The sequence below is a fragment of the Bacillus sp. V2I10 genome (assembly GCF_030817055.1).
Taxonomy (GTDB): Bacteria; Bacillota; Bacilli; order Bacillales; family Bacillaceae; genus Bacillus_P.
In genome coordinates this window covers 346,362-367,703 of record NZ_JAUSYV010000002.1, presented here as the reverse complement: position 1 = coordinate 367,703, position 21,342 = coordinate 346,362, and the positions used below count along the sequence as shown (strand labels likewise).

The window sequence follows — 21,342 nt, the reverse complement described above, 5'->3', positions numbered from 1 at the left end:
TTAAATTAAGCTAAGCTCTTTTCCTTTTGCTCTACCTGAGCTCTGCCTGAAGAACCAAATTCACGCATTTTACCTTTGACTGTAGCTTTAATTGCTTCACGAGCTGGTGCCAGGAATTTACGAGGATCGTATTCATTTGGCTTCGCTGCTAATACTTCGCGAACAGCTTTGGAAGCAGAAATTTGGCTTTCTGTATTGACATTAATTTTCGCCGAACCAAACATAATGGCTTTTTGAATATCTTTCGTTGGGATACCTGTACCACCGTGAAGAACGAGAGGAACACCAGTTAATTCCATAACTTCCTTCATTCGATCAAATCCAAGATTTGGTTCACCTTTGTACGGACCGTGAACAGAACCTAATGCAGGTGCAAAGCAGTCTACTCCTGTTTCACGAACTAATTGATCACATTCAGAGGGAATCGCATAATATGCAGATTCGACATCAACGATAATGCCATCTTCTTGCCCGCCAATACGACCAAGCTCCGCTTCAACAGATACACCAACAGCATGCGCCACTTCAACCACTCGTTTTGTTAATTCAATATTTTCTTCAAGTGGATGATGGGAACCATCAATCATAACGGATGTAAATCCAGCATGGATGGCTTGTACACATTTCTCGAGGCTGGAACCATGATCAAGATGAATAGCAACTGGTACCGTTACTTTATATTCATCCATTAATTCTTTGACCATTGTGACAATCAACTTAAATCCACCCATGTAACGTGCAGCACCTTCTGATACCCCGAGAATTACAGGAGAATTCTCTTCTTGTGCTGCTTGTAAAATCGCCTGAGTAAACTCAAGATTATTGATGTTGAACTGTCCTACAGCATACTTATTTTCTTTTGCTTGAATTAACATCTCTTTCATTGAAACTAATGGCATATTTTCCATCTCCTTATTCCTTTTTTATATAAATGCCCTTATAGAGGGCTTCTATTAACTATCTAATTAGACTAGCAATTGACATTTAACATCATTTGTTATGTTCAAAATCGATGATATGATTCTATGAATTGGATTTTTTCATCCATTCCTCCAACTGTAAGGAAAGAATGAGTTAGTATTGACCCATCTTCTGTTTTTCGAATACCCTTCATAAGCATTCCATCCGTAATTCCTGTTGCAACAAAAAAGCAATCATCTGATTTTACAATGTCATCTATTGTTAAAACTATTTCAGGATCTGGCAATCCCATATTAATACAGCGGTCATATTCTTCTTGGTTTTGAGGGGCTAGTTTCCCTTGGAAATCTCCTCCCAAACACTTCAGTGCAGTCGCTGCAATTACTCCCTCTGGAGCACCGCCAGTTCCTACTAATATATCAATATCATTTTCTTCGAGCGCAGTAGCTATTGCCCCTGTAACGTCACCATCAGAAAATAACTTGACTTTAGCCCCCGCATCGAATACTTGTTTGATCAAATGATCATGACGTGGTCGATCCTGTATCATGACCGTTAATTCTTTTACGTCTTTCCCTAAAGCTTTAGCAACGGATATCATATTTTCTGTTAAAGATGCGTCTATATTGATATGTCCTTTTGCTTTCGGACCTACAGCTATTTTTTTCATGTACATATCCGGTGCATGCAGTAAACTTCCTCTGGACGACACCGCAATTACTGTTATTGAATCATCCTGTCCTTTTGACATTAAAGTAGTTCCTTCAACAGGATCAACCGCAATATCTACTTGGGGTCCATTTCCAGTTCCTAGTACCTCATCAATGTAGAGCATGGGAGCTTCGTCCAGTTCCCCTTCCCCAATAACAATCACGCCAGTCATATCAATGAGGTTCATTCGATCGCGCATTGCTTTCGTTCCAGCCCCATCAGCTTCATTTTTATTTCCTTTTCCTACCCACGGATAGGAAGCAATAGCTGCTTGCTGTGCTACAGAGAGAAAATCCATAGCTAACACCTGAACACGCTCTTTACTAAGGACATTGGTTTTCAACTCACTCATTTGGTCACCTCCATGTTCTTAATATTTATACAAGCCATATTATCTTTTGTAATCGTTATCACCTGTACAGAAGTAAGTATAGCGTGTATAATATTTAAATATAAGTACGCACTTTACTAGCATATAGTATCGAAAAGTATACTGCAGACTTTTAAAACAAGTCGAAATATTTTTAATATTTGTTTTAGTATAATGCGTATCATATTGTTTCGTAAGTAAGCACTTTACGAACATATAGTATTACAAAGTATACTATTAATCTAACAGACACGGAGGGCGAAGCAATGAGGCACACTGGTAATAGGACGTTAAACTGCGAAAAAGAATTGACACTATCCGTTATTGGCGGTAAATGGAAGATGCTTATTTTATGGCATCTAGGCAAAGAAGGAACAAAACGGTTTAACGAACTGAAGTCTCTTATGCCGGATATCACCCAAAGAATGCTTGTGAACCAATTGCGAGAACTGGAAGAAGACCTCATTATTCACCGTGAAGTCTATCCTGTTGTACCACCAAAAGTAGAATACTCACTGACCGAAGAAGGAAAATCCCTGATCCCTATTCTCGAATCTATGTATCAATGGGGGAAAAACTATGGAGAAAGACTTGAAATCAAAATAGAGGGAGCCGAGTCTATCGAGTAGAAAAACGCATAAGGGATTGAAAACGATTTTCCTTTGGCCCCATTGTTTTTGGTAGTATTGCTTTCACGAAGATTATGAGTGTTTAAAACTGTTTAGAGGACATGCACTTCAGAGAGATGGAAGAATTAACAACTAAAACTATATAATTGGACAGTGAAAAACCCCATGAAGCAATCAAGGATTACAACATGGGGTTTTTTATATTGTAATTCTAGTGTTTAAAATTCCTTACCTTGGAAACTTCGAGAAGAAACGTATTGTCAAACTAAAGAAGTTTCAAGTCATTTATTTAAAAGGCATGGCATTAGGTACGCATAACGGTATACTATTTGACACTATATAACATAAAAGTGTGTACTTGTTAAAGTTTTTTACGTGTCTAATAATATTAATATGGATGATCAGTAAGGAATTAGGTGAAATCTATTTAGAGTGATGATAAGAAAGGAGGCAACACAATGATAAGAAGAATTAGCATTAGTGGGACTGGAAGAATCGGTCGGTTGTTGATTAGGAATCTCTTTTCTAGTAATTCTAATCAGCTGAAGTTAGCTGCGATTAATTCCATTTACCCTGTAGAAACTGTAGCTCATTTATTAAAATACGATACGGTACATGGAACCTGGGATGCGGATATTTCAATACAAGACGGAAATCTATTAATTAATGGAAACCTCATACAGATTGTTTCTGAACGTGAACCTAAAAACATCCCATGGGGACAAATGAATATTGACATTGTCATCGATGCTACTGGGAAATTCAATGATCGTCAGGGTGCACAAAAACATTTAGCATCCGGTGCATCGGCTGTTATTATTACTGCGCCTGGAAAACAGATGGATTTTACGGTAGTAATGGGAGTGAATGATCATCTGTTAGATCTTTCGAAGCACACTATTTTATCCGCAGCTTCCTGCACGACTAACTGTGTTGCCCCACTTTTAAGTATCTTGGACCAAGCTTTCCGAGTTAAAAGAGGATGGATGACAACCGTTCACTCCTATACTTCTGACCAAAATCATATTGATAACCCGCATAAAGATTTGAGAAGAGCCCGATCTTGTACTCAATCAATAATTCCAACTACAACAGGGGTGGGTAAGGCACTTGTTGATGTTCTTCCGCATCTCGCTTCTAATATTGAAGGAATATCTATTCGAGTTCCTACGCAGGATGTTTCTTTGGTTGATCTCACTGTTCAAGTGGCCCGTGAGGTATCGCACGAAGAAGTGAAATCGGTATTTTATACAGCAGCAAATGGAAAACTGTCCCACTATGTTGGTTATACTGAAGAGCCATTAGTATCAGCCGATTTTATAGGGAATGCAAAGTCAGCAATTGTAGACGGACTTTCAATTATGACTGTGGAAAATCAAATTAAAATATTGGCCTGGTATGATAATGAATGGGCATATTCTTGTAGGGTAATTGAATTGGCTCAAGCAGTAAACGAAAGGATGGGGAAAACATGGAAAACTCCGGTGGCTCTCAAGCATTAGGTGCAGTTGTATGCATATATTGTGGAAAGCTTATAGATACTGTAGATGCGGAGAAAGTCATGACTCATTATTCTAACTGCAAGCAAGATCAATGCCTCAATCAAGATTTACAAAATGATCAGGGAGAATAAAAAAGCACAGAAGCAAAACTAAGGTTAATAAAAAATGCCTTTAAATCGTAATTTAAAACCTTATGCCGAATTTTCATGATGAAAAATTAGAAAGTTCGGTATTTTTTGTTTTTTAAATTTTAAAATTATGATTTGAAGCAGAACCTTTTTACCTATCCAAAAATGAATATTCTATATTAAAATAGATGGATTCAATTAGTATAATTGTAATAAATTAAAATTTATGGAATGGGCTGAAACGATGAAATGTATTTCGATTGATTTAGATGGTACGTTATTGAATTCTCGACATGAAATATCCGAGGAAGATTTGAAAACCTTAAAAGAATTGCAGGAAAAGGGACATACGATTATTTTAAACACAGGTCGAGCTTATGCAGATGTGGTGAAAATCAAAGCTATACAAAACATGGAAATTCCGATTTTTTGTTTAAATGGTTCTGTTTTATACTCAAAAACTGGAGAACTGTTGTACGAGGTTACTATATCAATTTCTACATATAAAGAGATATTCTCTGTTTTGCAAAAATTAGGAGTTAGAATTCTCGTATATACAAATTATGGCGGTTTCCCTTCCACTTTGCCTCCATTACATAGTAAGAGCAAAGAAGAGCTAGACATTCTTTTTCAAGCATTCAATTACGATGAAATTCTAAAGCAAGACAATCTTAAAATATATAAACTAATTGCTTTGGTACAGTATGATCAACTAGAAAAAATTGAAGAAGTAAAAAAGACATTAACGAGTAAATTCGATGTTTCGACGGCTTCTTCTTTTCCTAATAACGTAGAAATCACTTCAAATGAAACACATAAAGGAAAGGCTATATTGCGTTATCAACAGATGATGAATCTATCGTTTGAAGAGATTTTTGCTATCGGAGATGGGGGCAATGATCTCGCCCAATTCGAGGTAGCAACCACTTCCGTTGCGATGGGTAATGCCCCTTTAAATATTCAACAAAAGGCTAATTTAATAACAAAAACAAATGATGAAGATGGATTCTCCCACGCAGTACGCCATCTTTTGGATTTAATGAATACACAAAAAGTCAAATCCGTAATCTGAAACTAAACTACGTGTGTTCTGTTGAAAATCTACACCTCTGTATACTTTACACAAACCCAATTAAAATAACTAATACCCATTACCATCCAAAAACCCCTTGGTCCTCAAGGGGTTTCATTCTAACGGCTTTTACCATTCGGCATTTTTCATTCTTTATTCTGCTTCTAAAGAAGCCTTGTAGCTTCATAAAAAAATGGAGGTTAGTTCTGTTTAGGCCCATCTTTTTGAGTGGCCTGACCATTTTTTTATGTCGTAAGTTAGATGTCTTATCTTCAAAACTAAAATTCCCATATATATAATTATGATTTATCAAAATCTGATCTTTATTCATTATAATTCGTTCCTTGTTCGTTAATAAACACTAAAATATTCTTAATTTTCAATATTTAATAGGGGGGGAAAAAGCATGTATAAGCAATATTTATCTTTTGCAACAGAACTAGCTAAAGACGCAGGGAAATTTATTCTCTTAAACGCAGGACAAGCTGGTCAACAGACTTTAAAATCTGAAAAAGATTTCGTTACTGAAATGGATGTTAAAGTGGAAAGTTTCATCATTCACCGAATCAAGGAAAAATACCCTGATCATCGAATATTTAGTGAAGAAGTGGGGATTATTGAAGGATCGGGGGATTATGAATGGGTGATTGATCCCATTGATGGGACGGTTAATTATAGTGTAGGAGTTCCCCTTTATGGAGTTTCTATCGCTCTTACCTATCAAGGTGATCTAATTGTTGCTGCCATTTCTTTACCAGCTTTAGGAGAATTGTTTTGGGCGGCAAAAGGAGAAGGTGCCTTTCAGGACGGAAAACCTATTAAAGTTAGGGCAACAGAGCTTTCTGAATCCTTTGTTTCTATAGGGGACTTTTCGAAGGATGGAGATAAGGAAAGCAATAGGGAGCGCATGATCCTTTTGGATAGCATCGTGAATGAAGTGTTCAGGATTCGTATTGTGGGTACAGCTGCTGTTACCTTAGCTTATATCGCAGCAGGACGATTGGATGCAGCTATCTATCTCAATCCTAATCGCTATGACATCGCAGCAGGACAGTTACTGATTTCCGAAGCTGGTGGAATACAAATGATGGTCGGGAAATACACGATTTTTGCCACCAATAAAGTAGCAGAAGAATTAATGAATCTAGTTCTAGTGCAGAAATAATTGGAACGAAAGATAGAGCGCAACCTTAGTTTATCGCAAATAATAATTTTCCGAATGCAAAAAATGAAAGATAAGAGTAAGAGAAAAGAAGCAGTTATAACAGGTGGTATTGGTTAAAAGTACTGTATTGAAAGTAATTGGTTCAGGAAAGGGTTAAAGTAGTCATTGGTTTTAATAAAGAAAAGTAAAGAACAATGTTATGGAGCCCCCCTTTTTTTCAACAAGGAGGTTTTTTTGATTTCTTTTTATATTTAGGCTTTTACTTGAAAATATAACACTTCTAATTAGGAAAAAAATTTCAAGTATCCCCAATAATGTTTTTATTATTGAAAAATCAGAAGGTAACTATACCTCCTGATTTTTCATCTATAGTCTCTTTTTTAAGAATAAGAATGGCTTTCTACTTTCTCCAATAACTCCTTGTCATCCCACTGTAGTACTCTTTCAGATAATTCTGGCATATTTTGCAGCACATTCTTTTCATAAGTTTCGCGTTCTTTTTCACTCAAAAAATATCGTTTGATCTGTAATGTTTTCATATTAATCTCTCCTCCAAAGTGTATTTAAGTTTTTCATAGCCTCTTTTTTTTCTATCAGCCTTGTATTTAACCGTTTACATTTTAGATTTACAGAAGTGAACCTTATTAGGAGCGTCTCATGGAAATGCTTTTCTTTAAACGCTTAAGATTTTCTCGCTTTTTTCTACAGCATGCCCTCCAAATTCGTTGCGTAGCGCGGCTACCACTTTCCCTGTAAATGTATCGTTTTCTAATGAACGATAGCGCATCAATAAGGACATGGCGATGACGGGAGTGGCGGTTTGTAAATCGAAAGCCGTTTCGACCGTCCACTTTCCTTCACCAGAAGAATTCATTACCCCTTTGATTTCTTCTAATTTTGCATCTTTAGAAAATGCACGTTCTGTTAAATCCATAAGCCATGAACGAATAACCGAACCGTTATTCCATACCCTTGCTACTTTCTCATAGTCATACTCGAATTCGCTTTTCTCTAATAGTTCGAATCCTTCGCCAATGGCAGCCATCATTCCGTATTCAATCCCATTGTGGATCATTTTTAAGAAGTGACCACTCCCTGATTTTCCTGCATATAAATATCCATTTTCTACAGCTGTGTCTCTGAAAATGGGCTCCACTATGCGCCAAGCTTCGAGGTCTCCTCCAACCATGTAACAAGCTCCGTTACGAGCACCTTCCATCCCGCCAGAAGTCCCGGCATCCATAAAGCTCACACCATATTTCTTTAGGCTGTTATAGCGACGAATGGTGTCCTTATAGTGGGAATTGCCAGCTTCAATTAAAATATCGCCACTATTTAAAAACGGTGTCACTTCACCAATTACAAAATCAACTGCACCATGTGGAACCATAAGCCAAATTATTCGAGGTTGTTCTAATGATTTAATGAGTTCTAATATATTAGTTGTTCCCTTAGCTCCGTGTTTTTCCATTTCTTCTACAGCACAGGAATTCAAATCATAGGCTACTACATCGTGGTTTCGTTCAATTAGGTTTTGACCTAAGTTTAATCCCATTTTTCCTAAACCGATTAATCCGACTTTCATCTTGATTGCCTCCTGTTAGAATAGTGTACTCCTAATTTGTTCGTCTTTCTTTTTACATATAGGTAACCTTTGTTAGCCAGTATTTATTTTTTAGCAGGGAAAAATTATCTTATTATCTAACTTTCCTGTTGTTCTAAATAAGACAAAGGTCACGGAATGCACTTCCAACGATTTAGGACATTTGAAAGCATTCTTGTTTAAAATATGATTACGTGGAATAGTCATTAAATCCCCCCTTTAGTCTTGATGTGATGTATAGATTCTTATCAATGTACAAGGTAATAGTTAGGGTGATGATCATCTATGTAGATACAAGTATAATATCTATAATTTATATTTGTAAGTACGCACTTTTTTATTATATAGTATTAATAAGTACACTATTATTTGACATGGAGGGATAATAAATGGCACATCTGCGTGACAAGACGTTTTACTGCGAAAAAGAATTAACACTTTCTATTATTGGCGGTAAATGGAAGATGCTTATTATGTGGCATCTGGGCAAAGAAGGAACCAAGCGATATGGCGAACTAAAATCTCTGATTCCTGATATTACGCAGAGAATGCTCGCAAGTCAATTGCGAGAGCTGGAAGAAGACCTCATTGTCCACCGTGAAGTCTACCCTGTTGTTCCACCCAAAGTTGAATATTCTCTGACCAAAAGAGGAGAAAGCCTGATGCCAATTCTCGAATCTATGTATGACTGGGGCAGTGAATATATGGAGACTGTCTTAAATAACCAACAAGAAATAAAAGAAGATTCTCTCTAGTAGAAAAAAGTATTCTTCATTAAGGATTAGAAACAATCCTTTTATATCATTTTTTGAGAACGCTATCTTTTTATCTTTTTATAGGCATATTAAGGAAAATAACTTTAATTAATTAGACACTAAAAACCACATGGAGGAACCTTTATAAAGGGTTCCTCCATGTGGTTTTAACTTGTTACCCATATCGGAGGACAGTTGAAAAGAACGCTATTGAATTAGATCAGTTGCATGCTTCCACTTACTATATGATTGCCGATAAATGTATCACGATTTTCTTTTTGAGTCACATCTTTTCCCTTTAACATAACTTCTACATAATTTCCACGGAACATAGCTTCCTTTCTTTCTTTTTCCTTTAGTATACTTTTAAACACTATATGATATAAAAGTGTGTACTTCTTTTTTAAAAAATTAGAGATTACAATATAGGTAGCAACAATAAATAAAAACAAAAAACCAATAAAAAACAAGGAGTGAAGTATTCATGGAACTTCAATTAGCGTTAGACCTAGTAAATACTCAAGAAGCAATCAAGTTGGTGGAAGAAGTTAAAGACCACATTGATATCGTAGAAATTGGTACACCGGTTGTTAAAATTGAAGGTCTTCAAGCAGTAAAAGCTATTAAAGAAGCATTCCCTCAATTACAAGTATTAGCTGACATGAAAACAATGGATGCAGCAGGTTACGAAGTTTTAAAAGCCGCTGAACATGGTGCTGATATCGTCACTATTCTAGCTGTAGCTGAAGATGAGTCCATCAAAGGCGCAGTTGCAGAAGCAAAAAAACAAGGTAAAAAAATCCTTATTGATTTAATCGCAGTAAAGGATATCGCAAAACGTGCTTATGAAGTTGACGAAATGGGTGTAGACTATATTTGTGTCCACACAGGTTACGACCTACAAGCAAAAGGTCAAAACTCATTTAAGGACCTTGAAACAATTAAAGGTGTTGTAAAAAATGCAAAAACTGCAATCGCAGGCGGTATTAAATTAGAAACACTTCCAGAAGTTCTTAAATCAAACCCTGACCTTGTCATTGTAGGTGGAGGTATTGCAAACCAAGATGATAAAAAAGCTGTAGCTGCTAAAATGCAAGAATTAATTAAACAAGCGACTTTTGTTTAAGAAGGGTAATGTGAATGATGAAGACTACTCAATATGCAGCTGAAATTGTAAACGAGTTAAATCGGACAATTGAATTAATATCTGAAGATGAAGCTGAAAAATTGGTGGATCAAATACTTAAATCCAAGAAAATTCTTGTGGCTGGTGCCGGTCGATCTGGATTTATGGCCAAGTCCTTTGTCATGCGTATGATGCACATGGGGTTAGATGCCTTTGTAGTAGGAGAAACGGTAACACCTGGTCTAGAAAAAGATGATATTTTAATAATTGCTTCCGGTTCAGGGGAGACAAAAAGTTTGGTGTCAATGGCAGAGAAGGCTAAAAGTTTAGATGCATCTGTCGCAGTTGTCACGATTTCCCCTGATTCGACCATTGGGAAAATAAGTGATTTGGCTATTAAAATACCTGCCAAACCTAAGGCAGGGGCAGACAGTGACTACAAAACCATACAGCCTATGGGGTCCTTATTCGAGCAAAGTCTCCTCTTATTCTTCGATTCTGTCATACTAAGAGTCATGAATAAAAAGGAATTAGCCGGACAAAAAATGTATGGAAGACATGCAAATCTAGAGTAGGACAAGGCACTTAAATGTATGACTAGTAATTTATCAAAAAATAAATCATACTAATTGTGATTCGGGTACAAAAATCCTTCCTTCGACAGAAACATAGAACCTATAAAGACCTGTCAAATTACAGATTTAATACCATCCTAATTTATGTATGAATCAACCTCATTCTGGGCAGATTTCACCTTTTGGTGAAGTTGCCCTTTTTTGTATAAGGTAAAATATTGGCTTATCAACTATCAAAATGCAACAAAAAATAAGATAAATCAACCCTGCAAAGAAATACTCGCTGCTCGTAAGAAATTAAGAGATTTTGACGAGTTTCTTCCTATTAAATAGATTCTTTCTGAGAATTCTTTTCATTATCCCCTACCGGTTTATTAAATGGTTTTATAACCTAGTTCTTGAGGTACCTATGATATCTCACCTGATTTCCAAAGATCATAGATTTTAGATTTGTTTACTCTAGAACTTCTTCATTCTTTCAATTCATATACAAAATTTAATATATATGAATATATCATGTATAGATCTTTTAATTTTAGACGAAAATAAGATTAATGGTTTGTACTTTAGCATATAATATACAAGGGTCAGAGCTACCAGTACGAGTCGTGCGGTATTTAGAGGAATGGATAAAAATTAAAGGAATTCCCGAAGTTAATTCAGAATGTTTAGATAATCAAACGGACATAATGATTTTTTCTGATGACATCCCCCAAAAGCTTTTGCAAATGGCTGAAGTCTCTCCTCTGGGCAGGAAAGGGAGGAACTGCCTATTCTAATAAATATTAAATGCTAAAGCCGACAAAAAGTACAAGGAGTTGATTTCTTATGGAAAAGAATGTGTTTCATGCATCAGAAGATCAGGAAGTAAACCATAATGATTCGCTTTTTGCTGAAATGGTATTAGACACAGCCCTTCGTGAATTTCGAATGTGGCAAATCCAAAAAGAAGTCGATCAGACATTACGAGATCGCAACAAGGAAGAGTTTCTGCGATTAACAGAGGAATTAAAGATTCTTATAAAAAGCATAGAACATATGGATGATTTTGCGGAAAAAGAAACACCATAATCGAAAATTGAAGTTATAAGAGCTAATGAAGCCCTATTTGATAAGACTGCATTCATAGTTCATAAATTTCTAATTAAGAATCATTTTTTTTCTTCGATTTAGCATTAATAGATTAGGAGTTTATGGGGAACATACTTTGATTTTTGTTTTTACCCCTACAATTGAACAATCCTTGGTTTAATGATTAAATGGTTTGATAGAATCTATCAAATAAAAAGGAGAAACTTCTAATAATCGAAGGCTTCTCCTTTTTACGAAAAAATATTCAACTAACAAAAACTTTTGTTACATCTATATAAAGAGGTTTTGGTACCTCCAATATTATTTTAACTACTTTCGAAGCCACTCTGTATGGAAAATGCCATCTTTATCTATACGTTGGTATGTGTGTGCACCAAAGTAATCACGTTGTGCTTGTAACAGATTTGCCGGTAACGTTTCTGTACGATAACTGTCATAATAAGATAATGCGCTGGAGAATGATGGTACCGCAATGCCTCGTTCAATTGCCACAGAGAGTACTTGACGTAATGCAGATTGATAGCTTTCTACTATTTCTTTAAAGTACGAATCTAATAATAAGTTTGGCAAGTTAGGATCACGGTCATAAGCATCTTTAATTTTTTGTAAGAATTGTGCACGAATGATACAACCGCCACGGAAAATCATTGCAATATCGCCATATCTAAGATTCCAGTCATACTCTTCAGACGCCGAACGCATTTGGGCAAAGCCTTGTGCGTACGAACAAATTTTACTCATATATAAAGCTTTGCGTACTGCTTCAATTAATTCTTCTTTATTACCTTCAAACACCTTCTCTGCAGGTCCTTTTAAAAGCTTACTTGCCTTAACTCGTTCTTCTTTCAAAGCGGAAATAAAGCGAGCAAACACAGATTCTGTGACAATTGGAAGTGATACTCCTAAATCTAACGCACTTTGACTAGTCCATTTACCTGTACCTTTTTGTCCTGCTGTATCTAAAATCAAATCAACAAGTGGTTTACCTGTTTCTTTATCCACCTTTGTAAAGATGTCTGCTGTAATCTCAATTAGATAACTATCTAATTCCCCTTTGTTCCATTCTGCAAATACTTCATGAAGTTCTTGGGCACTTAAGCCAAGCACATGTTTCATAATGAAATAAGCTTCTGAAATTAACTGCATATCGCCGTATTCGATACCGTTATGGACCATTTTTACGTAATGGCCGGCACCATTGGGACCAATATATGTACAACAAGAGTCTCCTTCAACTTTTGCTGAAATCGCTTTCAAAATTGGCTCTACAAGTTCATACGCTTCTTTTTGGCCACCAGGCATAATAGATGGACCTTTCAATGCTCCTTCTTCCCCACCTGAAACACCTGTACCAATAAAGTGGATACCTGTTACTTCTAATTCTTTATTACGTCTAATTGTATCTTGGAAAAATGTATTTCCTCCATCGATGAGGATGTCGCCCTTTTCAAGGTAAGGTTTTAACGAATCAATCGTTGCATCTGTTGGTACGCCTGCTTTAACCATTAATAAAATTTTTCGTGGTTTTTCTAATGATTGAACAAATTCTTCGATGCTATTCGCACCAACAAAATTTTTCCCCTCTGCTTCGTTCTTTAAAAATTCTTCTGTTTTTTCATATGAACGGTTGAATACAGAAACAGAATAACCTCTGCTTTCAATATTTAATGCGAGATTTTTACCCATTACGGCTAAACCGATCACTCCGATTTGTTGTTTTCCCATGGTCAATTCGTCCCTTCTTCATTTTAATTTTAATAATCAGTAATGCATCTTTGAAAACAAACTTTAATTTTCATTTAGAGTTATATGATAAATATAAACCTTATTGATGTTACTTATTTATTTGGATAAACGCAGCTCCAGTTCTTTCTTCTCTTTTTCAAAGCCTGGTTTGCCAAGTAAAGCAAACATATTCTTCTTGTAAGCTTCAACTCCCGGCTGATCAAACGGATTTACACCTATCAAGTGTCCGCTAATAGCACAGGCCTTCTCGAAAAAGTAAATCATTTCACCAAAGCTGTATTCATTCATTTCATCCAGTTCTACAATCAAGTTAGGTACTCCTCCGTCTAAATGGGCCAATACTGTACCCTGAAAAGCTTTTATGTTGACTTCATTAACCGTCTTTCCGGCCAAGAAGTTTAATCCATCGATATTTTCTGGATCTTCTTGAATTGTCAGCTCAACACGAGGTTTCTTTACATGTAAAACAGTTTCTATCAGATTTCGTCGGCCTTCCTGTACATATTGACCCATGGAATGCAAACCAGTTGTATAATCTATTGATGCAGGAAAAAGTCCTTTCTGATCTTTTCCTTCACTTTCTCCAAATAACTTTTTCCACCATTCAGAGACATAATGGAGAGAAGGTTCATAGTTAACAAGCAGTTCGATAACATTCCCCTTGCCGTAAAGGATATTCCGTACAGCAGCATACTGATAGCACTCATTAGATAAAAGATCTGGATTGTTATATTTATGATAGGCCTCTGCTGCACCTTCCATCATTCGATCGATATTCAGTCCAGCTACAGCAATAGGTAAGAGACCGACTGATGTCAGCACAGAATATCTTCCGCCTACGTCATCCGGAATCACAAAGGATTCATATCCTTCTTTGTCAGCAATCTTTTTTAATGCGCCCTTAGCTTGGTCAGTGGTAGCATAAATCCGTTTTCTTGCCTCCTCTTTTCCATACTTTTTCACCATATAGTCACGAAGAAAACGAAAAGCAATGGCTGGTTCCGTCGTTGTTCCCGATTTAGAGATAACATTAACAGAGATATCTTTATCCTCTAATTGCTCTAATAAATGAGCAATATAAGTAGAACTGATATTCTGACCTGCGAAATAAACTTGTGTTTTATTGTTCATCTGGTTATGAAAACTGTGGGCCAATGCGTCAATTGCCGCTTTTGCGCCTAAATAAGACCCACCGATGCCAATGACAATAAGAGCATCTGAATTATCACGGATTCTCTCAGCAACTTGTTTGATTCGCCCAAATTCGTCTTTATCATAGTGAATCTGCCAATCCACCCAACCGAGAAAATCGGATCCGAGGCCTTTCTTTTCATGAAGCCGATCATGAGCTATTTTTACAAATTCACTTAGATGATCTACTTCTCTTTTTTTCATAAATGATAAGGCATTAGAATAGTCAAAAGAAATAGCCAAACAATACTTCCCCTTCCCATTTGAAAATGCACAAAAATTAAAGGCATTTCATGGAGATTCTTCATTTTTAATGCTTATGATTTACTTATTCTTTTCATTAGGGACCTGATAAAATATGTTTTCATTAAGGAGTCGCTATTTCCAAGCATGAATACCTATAACCACTTAAATCCGTCTTCTTCCAATAATTGATGAGAAGCATCTGGCCCCATTGAACCGGAAGGATAAGGATGAAGGGGAAGGACATTATCCTCAAATGCTTCCAAAATAGGCTGTACCCACTTCCAAGATAATTCAACTTCTTTCCAATGGGCAAAGAAGGTTTGATCACCTCGCAAAGCATCGAATAGTAAGAGCTCATATGCTTCTGGTACTTCTTTTGCACTAGCTGAAAAATTAACCAAAACGGGCTCGATTTTACCATTGTTTAATGGATTTTTTCTATTTAATTGTAATGAAACCCCTTCGTTCGGACTGACTTCAATGATTAAAAGATTTGGGGCAGGTTTATCATTTTGGTTTATGTGCAAATTTTTTAAAGGATCTTTGAACTCAATTACAATCCGTGTGGATTTTTCCCGCATTCTTTTTCCAGTACGGATATAGAAAGGTACCCCATTCCAAAATGTATCATCAATCCATAAACGGGCAGCAACAAATGTATCATTTACTGAAGAAGCATTAATTCCAGGTTCCTCTTTATATCCAATAACAGGTTCACCATTAATTTCCCCCGGCCCATATTGACCGCGAACCACGTGTGAAGCTACATCTTCTTTCTTTAATGGTCTTAGAAATTCCATAACATTTCTCTTCTCTTGACGGACTTCTTTAGCACTTATTTGTGTTGGAAGATGCATAGCGGTCATCATAAGCATTTGCAGCATATGATTTTGGACCATATCACGAATTGCCCCTGCTTGGTCATAATAACTCGCTCTGTCTTCAACCCCGACCGTTTCACTTGCCGTAATTTGTACATTTGCAATAAACTGGTTGTTCCATAGAGCTCGTAACATAGGATTCGCAAATTCTAAAGCTTCAAGGTTTTGTACCATCGGCTTTCCGAGGTAATGATCAATACGGTAAATTTCTTCTTCTTTAAAATCTTTGCTTAGCAATTCATTTAGTTTTTGGGCTGACTTCAGATCGTGCCCAAATGGCTTTTCGATAATGAGACGTTTCCATCCTTTTGTTGAACCTAATCCACTTTCTTGGATGCCTGTTGTAATGACATCAACAAATTCTGGTGATACAGATAAATAAAACAGGCGGTTTTCAGGAATACTTAGCTCTTCTTCTCTTTTTTGAATCATGTTTAATAACTTTTTATACCCCTCACTATTCGTAACATCCAAAGGACTATAGCGAAATGCATGAAGAAACTCTTCCAATTGGGAAGCGTCATTTGTCAAACGTCTAGAAAAAATTGGCAATGATTCTTTCACGTGTTTTTGAAATGTTTCATCAGACCATTTTGTTCTGCCTAAACCAATAACTGAAAACGAGTTAGGCATTTTTTTATCTAAAAATAAATTATATAAAGCAGGGAAAATTTTCCTCTTGGCTAAATCCCCTGTTGCTCCGAATAGGACAAAAGTTACGGAATCGACTTCCAACGAATTTAAGACATCGATAGCATCCTCGCCTAAATTAATGTCACGTGGAACAGTTAAACCATTCACTTGATCCCCTCCTATGATCGTATCACCTATACAGAATATAGTATAACGTGTATAATATTTATCCGTAAGTACGCACTTCGTGGTCATATAGTGACAAATTGTATACCAGTATGCTGGAAATGGAGGTGAAATAAATGGGACATCTTTGTGATAAGCCGTTTAACTGTGAAAAAGAATTAACACTTTCTGTTATTGGTGGTAAATGGAAGATGCTTATTTTATGGCATCTGGGCAAAGAGGGAACAAAGCGATTTAACGAATTAAAGTCTCTTATGCCTGGCATCACACAAAGAATGTTAGTTAATCAATTGCGAGAATTGGAAGAAGACCTCATTGTTCATCGTGAAGTCTACCCCGTTGTTCCGCCCAAAGTGGAATATTCACTGACAGAACAGGGAAAAAGTCTGATGCCCATACTAGAGTCTATGTATGAGTGGGGTAAAAATTATATGAAAGCTACAGCTATGAAAAACGAAGGAGAAATTAACGAGTCTATCGAGTAGAAAAAGCCTTTTTCGTATAAGACTTTGAAGAAAGATCTTCATTAATTCTTTAGGTAGCTATTTCAATCAAAAGATAGGATATTTTTGAGGGTGAGTGAAATCGAAAATAGAGATTGCTCATCAGGAGACCTATGATAGAAAAACAATATACACAAACGAATCCATATAAAAAAACCATGTGCAGATACTTTAATAAAGGTTTCTGCACATGGTTTTTTACATCTTGTTAATGACTCCATATAAAAGTTATATATTATGATTACAAAGGTATCTTTTAAATCTTACTTAAAGACCTTAATTGGACCTTTTTTTGGGATGGTCGGTCTCAACAAATCTAAGTTAAATCGCTATAGTATTGATTACTATTACGCTGCTCACTGCCATTATACCGAATGAGGCTAAGGAGGAGTGGAGTGCAACTGAAGTTAGCCGCGAGCTTGACATACCTATTCAAACGGTGCATAGATTACTTTCAAGTCTTGCGGAATATGGCTTTGTATTTAAAAACAATGAAACGAAAAATATCCCTTATTGAGAGCTCTAACTGCATTAAAGTCTAAAAAGGTGCTTTTAGCTAATTTGAATAGAGAAGCAAAGTATCAAATTATTCGCGATCTTATTGCAAAAGGCGAAATTAATGACTTAGAGAAATTAGAAGATGAGTTAAAAATCATTAAGGAGTTGGGGATTGCTATTTCTAAAGGGGAAACAACAAAAGGAACATTTAGCGTTGCAGCTCCGATTTTTTCCTGGGAAAATAAGGTGGTTGCTTCTATAAGCGTGGGTGGCCCGATAACAAGATTTAAGGACCATGTGGCAAAATATATTGTAAGTGAAACAAAAAGAGCAGCTGAAGAAATTTCGGAAGAACTAGGATGGATGAAACCAAGATAGGTTTTTATTTAATAATTACTTAGAGTGAGATTTTGCCCACATAGAATACAATTAGAATGATTCCTTTAGACTGGCAGCTGCTGGTCTTTTTTTACGTCATTTTCTAATTGTTATATTATTTTATTCCTCCTCGTATTTAAACACGTTATCAATCTTTTTCAACCTCAATAAAATTCTGAAATGTTTCCTTCACCCCACAATACCTCACCTTTTTTCATCAACGTATGGATTGATTATTAATGTGTTAAAGTTCAACATTTTTTACCGTTTTTTACAATGTTTAAATAATATATTCGGTTATTATGAATTTAATTGAAGGTATGCTGAATGCGTGCTTCATTTAGTTTAAGGATGTATCACGTTATCTTAAGGTACGATTTTTATCGATAACCATATCGATTGGAGGGGTCAAATGTGTTACCGGTTGAACGACAGCAACAAATTTTAACATGGTTAGAAGAAGAAGCGAGTTTGAAAGTTTCTGTAATCAGTCAAAGACTCAGTGTGTCTGAAATGACTGTCTACCGTGACTTAAAACCACTAATTGGGCAGCAGAAGGTGCTAAAAACATCGAATGGAATAACTCTTATTCCTAAACCCGATGTTTCTCCTTACATTTGTTCTTATTGCAATAAAAATTCAAACACGAGATTCTCCGTTCAACTCATCAAATTAAATCAACAAGTCGAACATACTTGTTGCGCTCATTGTGGTCTCCTTCGATATCAAGTTATGGAAAAAGAAGTTTCTCAAATCATTTGTTATGACTTTTTAAAGGATACAACGATAAGTGCTAAGATAGCGACATTTCTGTTGAATGCAGATCTTAATCTTAATTACTGTCACCCACAGGTCATCGTATTTGGCTCTTTTAAACAAGCAAAACAATTTCAACTAGGATTTGGAGGCAGTATCTATAATTTTGAAGAAGCAATTAAAGAAATTAATGAAGAAATGAATGGAAAAACGTGTTGCATTTCTAAAGGATAGAAGGAGCAAATCAAATGAAAGCTTTGAAAATAGATCAAATGATAAATAATCAGGTAAAAAATTCTGAAAAACAAACTAATCAAAAGCAATCCTATCTTTATCAAGTCGTTTGGAGATGGCACTTTTATGCTGGTCTCCTATTTTCACCATTTCTTATTATTCTTGCATTTAGTGGGTCAGTATACTTATTCAAACCTCAAATTGAGTCTATTCTCTATCAAAAACTGTATTATGTTCAAAACGATGGTTCCTCAACCTTATCTTCATCTGCACAAGTATCTAAAGTGAAGGAAGCCTATCCTGATGGAACAATTACTGCTATTAAATATTATGACGATGCCTCGCGAACAACTGAATTTAGTGTTATAGAAAATGGTCAAATGTCTTCTGTTTTCATTAATCCTTATAACGGCGAAATTACTGGTTTATTGAAAAATGAGGAAAAATTTACAGAGATCTTTAAAAAGCTTCATAGTGAATTAATTGTTGGCGGTACTGTTGCAAATCGAATTGTTGAACTAGCTGCATGTTGGGCTGTCATTTTGCTCATCACAGGGTTATATATTTGGTGGCCACGAAATAAGGCGTCCGTATGGGGAACCATTTTGCCAAGGTTTAAAACGAAAGGGAGAATTTTTTGGCGAGATATGCATGCTGTACCAGCGTTTTGGCTATCAGTGTTTATTTTGATTTTAATTGTAACCGGACTTCCTTGGTCTGGGGTGATGGGTGAACAAATAAATCGTCTTGCAACCTCAACTAATACTGGGTACCCACCTTTTGCTAATAGTGGGGGTGAAAAACCAGAGTCAACAGTTAAAACAAAAGATGTGGCAGAAGATGTTCCTTGGGCAACAGAGAATTTACCGGTTCCAGGTTCTTCGACAACAAGTGGATATGTACCTATATCACTTGAAGATGTTACCTATATTGCCCAAAACAAGGAGATAATGAAACCTTATACGATTTCCATACCACAAGGTAAAATGGGTGTATATACCATTGCCACTTCCCCTACAAAACCAGGGGATAATGCTACATTACATGTAGACCAATATACTGGCTCCGTTTTAAGTGACGTTCGTTTTAATGACTATGGCATCATGGCAAAAGCTATTACTATGGGTATTGCACTACATGAAGGACGATTGTTCGGATTGGCTAATCAAATTATCGGACTTATTGTTTGTATAGGGCTAATCGGCTTAGTTGTCAGTTCCTTTATCATGTGGCGTAAACGAAAACCTGAAGGAAGGCTAGGATCTCCGGCCAATCCAAAAGATAAAAAAATGACAAGAACCGTATTCATTATCATGCTCGCGATGGGGGTCATCATGCCATTAGTGGGTATATCTATTATTATTGTGTTCCTATTCGATCGTTTTGTCATCGCGAAAATTAATCCATTAAAGACTTGGCTAAGTTGATGATGGGAATTTATATTGTGAAAATTAATCCATCAAATAGTGAAGATTAAAGCAAAAAATAGGAGTTGCATTTATCTTTTGTATTATTTTAAAAAATACAAAGGACTCAGGAAAACTTTTGCAGAAACACTATATAAATTTCTACATGGAGGGGTCTAAAATGCAGGATATCGAAAGGGTTATGAAGATTAAACAGCTTTCAGAAGAAATCGTACGTATCGTTTTGCATGATAAATACATGCCAGATTCTTATACCCCAAAAAATGTAGTTGAGTTGTTGGCAAGAGCAGTATTAGACTTTTCAGAAATGTACTTAAATGGACAATGTAATCAAGAACAGACATTGAAAGGTACACTTTCAAAAATGAAAATCGCATGTAATGGGCTTGAACCAAACAATATACATGCTTCTAAAATTGTATAGCTGAGATTAGCCTTCAATCGAGAAAAAAACAGGAATGGCTAATGAAATATGAAGAATCTTAAATTACAACTACCTTGGTATCGTCGTGTCTCTACTGATATCCCCTATTATAGAAAATAAATTGTTGTAAGTTAAAGTCCTTCTAATTAAGGACTTTTTTATTATAAAACCTTTCAATTAAAATGAGATCTTTTAGGCTCTTAAAATCGATTTATATGTATAAGAAAATTCTTTTGGTCAATAGTGATCAACACATATAGAATCAAGGAGATTAATAATAATGGAATGCAGAAAATGGTATAAGAATATTAGAGTGAGAGATAAATCTCAGTACTAAAAAACGCAACGACCTGTGCAAGAACTGCCATGACAATAGATCCAAAGAGAAAAGAAATATAAAAAAGCCATCTGGACTGATACTTAGTAAACGACTTGCTCCTCCCCTCCCCCTATTTGGTATTCAATACACTATTGAAAGATATTAACCTATATGTATATAAAATTATTAAAATGGGTATACTGCTAATACCCCCTTAAATTAAATAAATTGTTTACAAGTCTAAGTCCTTCTTAAGAAGGATTTTTTTATG

General features: G+C 35.9%; 22 protein-coding genes. 15 read left to right on the top strand and 7 right to left on the bottom strand.

Annotated features, from left to right (window positions below; genetic code table 11):
- Positions 1-5: 5 nt before the first annotated feature.
- Positions 6-899 carry a class II fructose-1,6-bisphosphate aldolase gene (gene fba, locus QFZ72_RS29015; protein ID WP_307440615.1) on the bottom strand — a complete coding sequence of 298 codons (894 nt, stop codon included), beginning with the start codon at positions 897-899 and terminating at the stop codon, positions 6-8.
- Positions 900-1,003: 104 nt separating this feature from the next.
- Positions 1,004-1,984, bottom strand: coding sequence for a class II fructose-bisphosphatase (glpX, locus tag QFZ72_RS29010; protein WP_307440614.1), 981 nt, complete (start codon positions 1,982-1,984; stop codon positions 1,004-1,006).
- Positions 1,985-2,268: 284 nt separating this feature from the next.
- Here glpX and hxlR (QFZ72_RS29005) point away from each other — a divergent pair, with 284 nt between their 5' ends.
- The 5 genes from hxlR (QFZ72_RS29005) (at position 2,269) to QFZ72_RS28985 (ending at position 6,498) form a co-directional block, all read left to right on the top strand.
- Positions 2,269-2,631: a transcriptional activator HxlR gene (hxlR, locus tag QFZ72_RS29005; RefSeq protein ID WP_070874588.1), complete on the top strand. Its 363-nt coding sequence runs from the start codon at positions 2,269-2,271 to the stop codon at positions 2,629-2,631.
- 458 nt (positions 2,632-3,089) lie between these two features.
- The gene (gap, locus tag QFZ72_RS29000; protein ID WP_307440612.1) at positions 3,090-4,133 is read left to right on the top strand and encodes a type I glyceraldehyde-3-phosphate dehydrogenase; all 1,044 of its coding nucleotides are present in this window, start codon (positions 3,090-3,092) and stop codon (positions 4,131-4,133) included.
- Positions 4,103-4,264 (top strand): GapA-binding peptide SR1P, encoded by a 162-nt coding sequence (locus tag QFZ72_RS28995; protein WP_307440610.1) that lies wholly within the window; start codon positions 4,103-4,105, stop codon positions 4,262-4,264. The genes gap and QFZ72_RS28995 overlap by 31 nt, the downstream gene beginning before the upstream one ends.
- A gap of 241 nt (positions 4,265-4,505) precedes the next feature.
- The gene (locus tag QFZ72_RS28990) at positions 4,506-5,333 is read left to right on the top strand and encodes a Cof-type HAD-IIB family hydrolase (protein WP_307440608.1); all 828 of its coding nucleotides are present in this window, start codon (positions 4,506-4,508) and stop codon (positions 5,331-5,333) included.
- Between the two features lie 406 nt (positions 5,334-5,739).
- Complete coding sequence (locus QFZ72_RS28985) at positions 5,740-6,498, top strand: inositol monophosphatase family protein (protein WP_191567199.1); 759 nt, start codon at positions 5,740-5,742, stop codon at positions 6,496-6,498.
- 380 nt (positions 6,499-6,878) lie between these two features.
- On the opposite strand, the gene QFZ72_RS28980 is transcribed toward QFZ72_RS28985, so the two are convergent.
- Both QFZ72_RS28980 and gnd read right to left on the bottom strand, forming a co-directional pair.
- Complete coding sequence (locus tag QFZ72_RS28980) at positions 6,879-7,037, bottom strand: hypothetical protein (RefSeq protein ID WP_307440605.1); 159 nt, start codon at positions 7,035-7,037, stop codon at positions 6,879-6,881.
- 134 nt (positions 7,038-7,171) lie between these two features.
- Entirely contained in the window at positions 7,172-8,083 is a 912-nt protein-coding gene (gene gnd, locus QFZ72_RS28975; protein ID WP_307440603.1) for a phosphogluconate dehydrogenase (NAD(+)-dependent, decarboxylating), read from the bottom strand.
- Positions 8,084-8,490: 407 nt separating this feature from the next.
- Between gnd and hxlR (QFZ72_RS28970) the strand changes: the two genes are divergently transcribed.
- From hxlR (QFZ72_RS28970) to QFZ72_RS28955, 4 genes are all read left to right on the top strand, one after another.
- Positions 8,491-8,856 (top strand): transcriptional activator HxlR, encoded by a 366-nt coding sequence (gene hxlR / locus QFZ72_RS28970; protein WP_191567196.1) that lies wholly within the window; start codon positions 8,491-8,493, stop codon positions 8,854-8,856.
- Positions 8,857-9,340: 484 nt separating this feature from the next.
- Positions 9,341-9,982, top strand: coding sequence for a 3-hexulose-6-phosphate synthase (gene hxlA / locus QFZ72_RS28965; RefSeq protein WP_307440597.1), 642 nt, complete (start codon positions 9,341-9,343; stop codon positions 9,980-9,982).
- Positions 9,983-9,999: 17 nt separating this feature from the next.
- Entirely contained in the window at positions 10,000-10,557 is a 558-nt protein-coding gene (hxlB, locus tag QFZ72_RS28960; protein WP_307440677.1) for a 6-phospho-3-hexuloisomerase, read from the top strand.
- 828 nt (positions 10,558-11,385) lie between these two features.
- Positions 11,386-11,628 carry an IDEAL domain-containing protein gene (locus QFZ72_RS28955; protein WP_307440595.1) on the top strand — a complete coding sequence of 81 codons (243 nt, stop codon included), beginning with the start codon at positions 11,386-11,388 and terminating at the stop codon, positions 11,626-11,628.
- A gap of 330 nt (positions 11,629-11,958) precedes the next feature.
- Here QFZ72_RS28955 and gndA read toward each other — a convergent pair whose 3' ends face one another.
- The 3 genes from gndA to zwf form a co-directional block, all read right to left on the bottom strand.
- Positions 11,959-13,374 carry an NADP-dependent phosphogluconate dehydrogenase gene (gndA, locus tag QFZ72_RS28950; RefSeq protein ID WP_307440594.1) on the bottom strand — a complete coding sequence of 472 codons (1,416 nt, stop codon included), beginning with the start codon at positions 13,372-13,374 and terminating at the stop codon, positions 11,959-11,961.
- A gap of 117 nt (positions 13,375-13,491) precedes the next feature.
- The gene (locus QFZ72_RS28945; protein ID WP_307440592.1) at positions 13,492-14,829 is read right to left on the bottom strand and encodes a glucose-6-phosphate isomerase; all 1,338 of its coding nucleotides are present in this window, start codon (positions 14,827-14,829) and stop codon (positions 13,492-13,494) included.
- Between the two features lie 155 nt (positions 14,830-14,984).
- Positions 14,985-16,448, bottom strand: a complete 1,464-nt coding sequence (zwf, locus tag QFZ72_RS28940; RefSeq protein WP_307440675.1) for a glucose-6-phosphate dehydrogenase — start codon at positions 16,446-16,448, stop codon at positions 14,985-14,987.
- 200 nt (positions 16,449-16,648) lie between these two features.
- On the opposite strand from zwf, the gene QFZ72_RS28935 reads away from it, so the two are divergent.
- The 6 genes from QFZ72_RS28935 (at position 16,649) to QFZ72_RS28910 (ending at position 20,752) form a co-directional block, all read left to right on the top strand.
- On the top strand, positions 16,649-17,017 hold the full coding sequence (locus tag QFZ72_RS28935) for a winged helix-turn-helix transcriptional regulator (RefSeq protein WP_307440590.1): 369 nt from the start codon (positions 16,649-16,651) through the stop codon (positions 17,015-17,017).
- Between the two features lie 355 nt (positions 17,018-17,372).
- Positions 17,373-17,552, top strand: coding sequence for a helix-turn-helix domain-containing protein (locus QFZ72_RS28930; protein WP_307440588.1), 180 nt, complete (start codon positions 17,373-17,375; stop codon positions 17,550-17,552).
- A 44-nt stretch (positions 17,553-17,596) separates the two neighbouring features.
- The gene (locus tag QFZ72_RS28925) at positions 17,597-17,911 is read left to right on the top strand and encodes an IclR family transcriptional regulator domain-containing protein (protein WP_307440586.1); all 315 of its coding nucleotides are present in this window, start codon (positions 17,597-17,599) and stop codon (positions 17,909-17,911) included.
- 414 nt (positions 17,912-18,325) lie between these two features.
- Complete coding sequence (locus QFZ72_RS28920; RefSeq protein ID WP_307440584.1) at positions 18,326-18,901, top strand: DeoR family transcriptional regulator; 576 nt, start codon at positions 18,326-18,328, stop codon at positions 18,899-18,901.
- A 14-nt stretch (positions 18,902-18,915) separates the two neighbouring features.
- On the top strand, positions 18,916-20,328 hold the full coding sequence (locus tag QFZ72_RS28915) for a PepSY-associated TM helix domain-containing protein (protein WP_373464740.1): 1,413 nt from the start codon (positions 18,916-18,918) through the stop codon (positions 20,326-20,328).
- Between the two features lie 160 nt (positions 20,329-20,488).
- The gene (locus QFZ72_RS28910; protein ID WP_307440582.1) at positions 20,489-20,752 is read left to right on the top strand and encodes a hypothetical protein; all 264 of its coding nucleotides are present in this window, start codon (positions 20,489-20,491) and stop codon (positions 20,750-20,752) included.
- Positions 20,753-21,342 lie beyond the last annotated feature (590 nt).

Excerpts from the sequence above, each read along its gene's own strand:
- fba (WP_307440615.1), bottom strand. The coding sequence starts at position 899 with ATGCCATTAGTTTCAATGAAAGAGATGTTAATTCAAGCAAAAGAAAAT.
- glpX (WP_307440614.1), bottom strand. The coding sequence starts at position 1,984 with ATGAGTGAGTTGAAAACCAATGTCCTTAGTAAAGAGCGTGTTCAGGTG.
- hxlR (WP_070874588.1), top strand. The coding sequence starts at position 2,269 with ATGAGGCACACTGGTAATAGGACGTTAAACTGCGAAAAAGAATTGACA.
- gap (WP_307440612.1), top strand. The coding sequence starts at position 3,090 with ATGATAAGAAGAATTAGCATTAGTGGGACTGGAAGAATCGGTCGGTTG.
- QFZ72_RS28995 (WP_307440610.1), top strand. The coding sequence starts at position 4,103 with ATGGAAAACTCCGGTGGCTCTCAAGCATTAGGTGCAGTTGTATGCATA.
- QFZ72_RS28990 (WP_307440608.1), top strand. The coding sequence starts at position 4,506 with ATGAAATGTATTTCGATTGATTTAGATGGTACGTTATTGAATTCTCGA.
- QFZ72_RS28985 (WP_191567199.1), top strand. The coding sequence starts at position 5,740 with ATGTATAAGCAATATTTATCTTTTGCAACAGAACTAGCTAAAGACGCA.
- QFZ72_RS28980 (WP_307440605.1), bottom strand. The coding sequence starts at position 7,037 with ATGAAAACATTACAGATCAAACGATATTTTTTGAGTGAAAAAGAACGC.
- gnd (WP_307440603.1), bottom strand. The coding sequence starts at position 8,083 with ATGAAAGTCGGATTAATCGGTTTAGGAAAAATGGGATTAAACTTAGGT.
- hxlR (WP_191567196.1), top strand. The coding sequence starts at position 8,491 with ATGGCACATCTGCGTGACAAGACGTTTTACTGCGAAAAAGAATTAACA.
- hxlA (WP_307440597.1), top strand. The coding sequence starts at position 9,341 with ATGGAACTTCAATTAGCGTTAGACCTAGTAAATACTCAAGAAGCAATC.
- hxlB (WP_307440677.1), top strand. The coding sequence starts at position 10,000 with ATGAAGACTACTCAATATGCAGCTGAAATTGTAAACGAGTTAAATCGG.
- QFZ72_RS28955 (WP_307440595.1), top strand. The coding sequence starts at position 11,386 with ATGGAAAAGAATGTGTTTCATGCATCAGAAGATCAGGAAGTAAACCAT.
- gndA (WP_307440594.1), bottom strand. The coding sequence starts at position 13,374 with ATGGGAAAACAACAAATCGGAGTGATCGGTTTAGCCGTAATGGGTAAA.
- QFZ72_RS28935 (WP_307440590.1), top strand. The coding sequence starts at position 16,649 with ATGGGACATCTTTGTGATAAGCCGTTTAACTGTGAAAAAGAATTAACA.
- QFZ72_RS28915 (WP_373464740.1), top strand. The coding sequence starts at position 18,916 with ATGAAAGCTTTGAAAATAGATCAAATGATAAATAATCAGGTAAAAAAT.
- QFZ72_RS28910 (WP_307440582.1), top strand. The coding sequence starts at position 20,489 with ATGCAGGATATCGAAAGGGTTATGAAGATTAAACAGCTTTCAGAAGAA.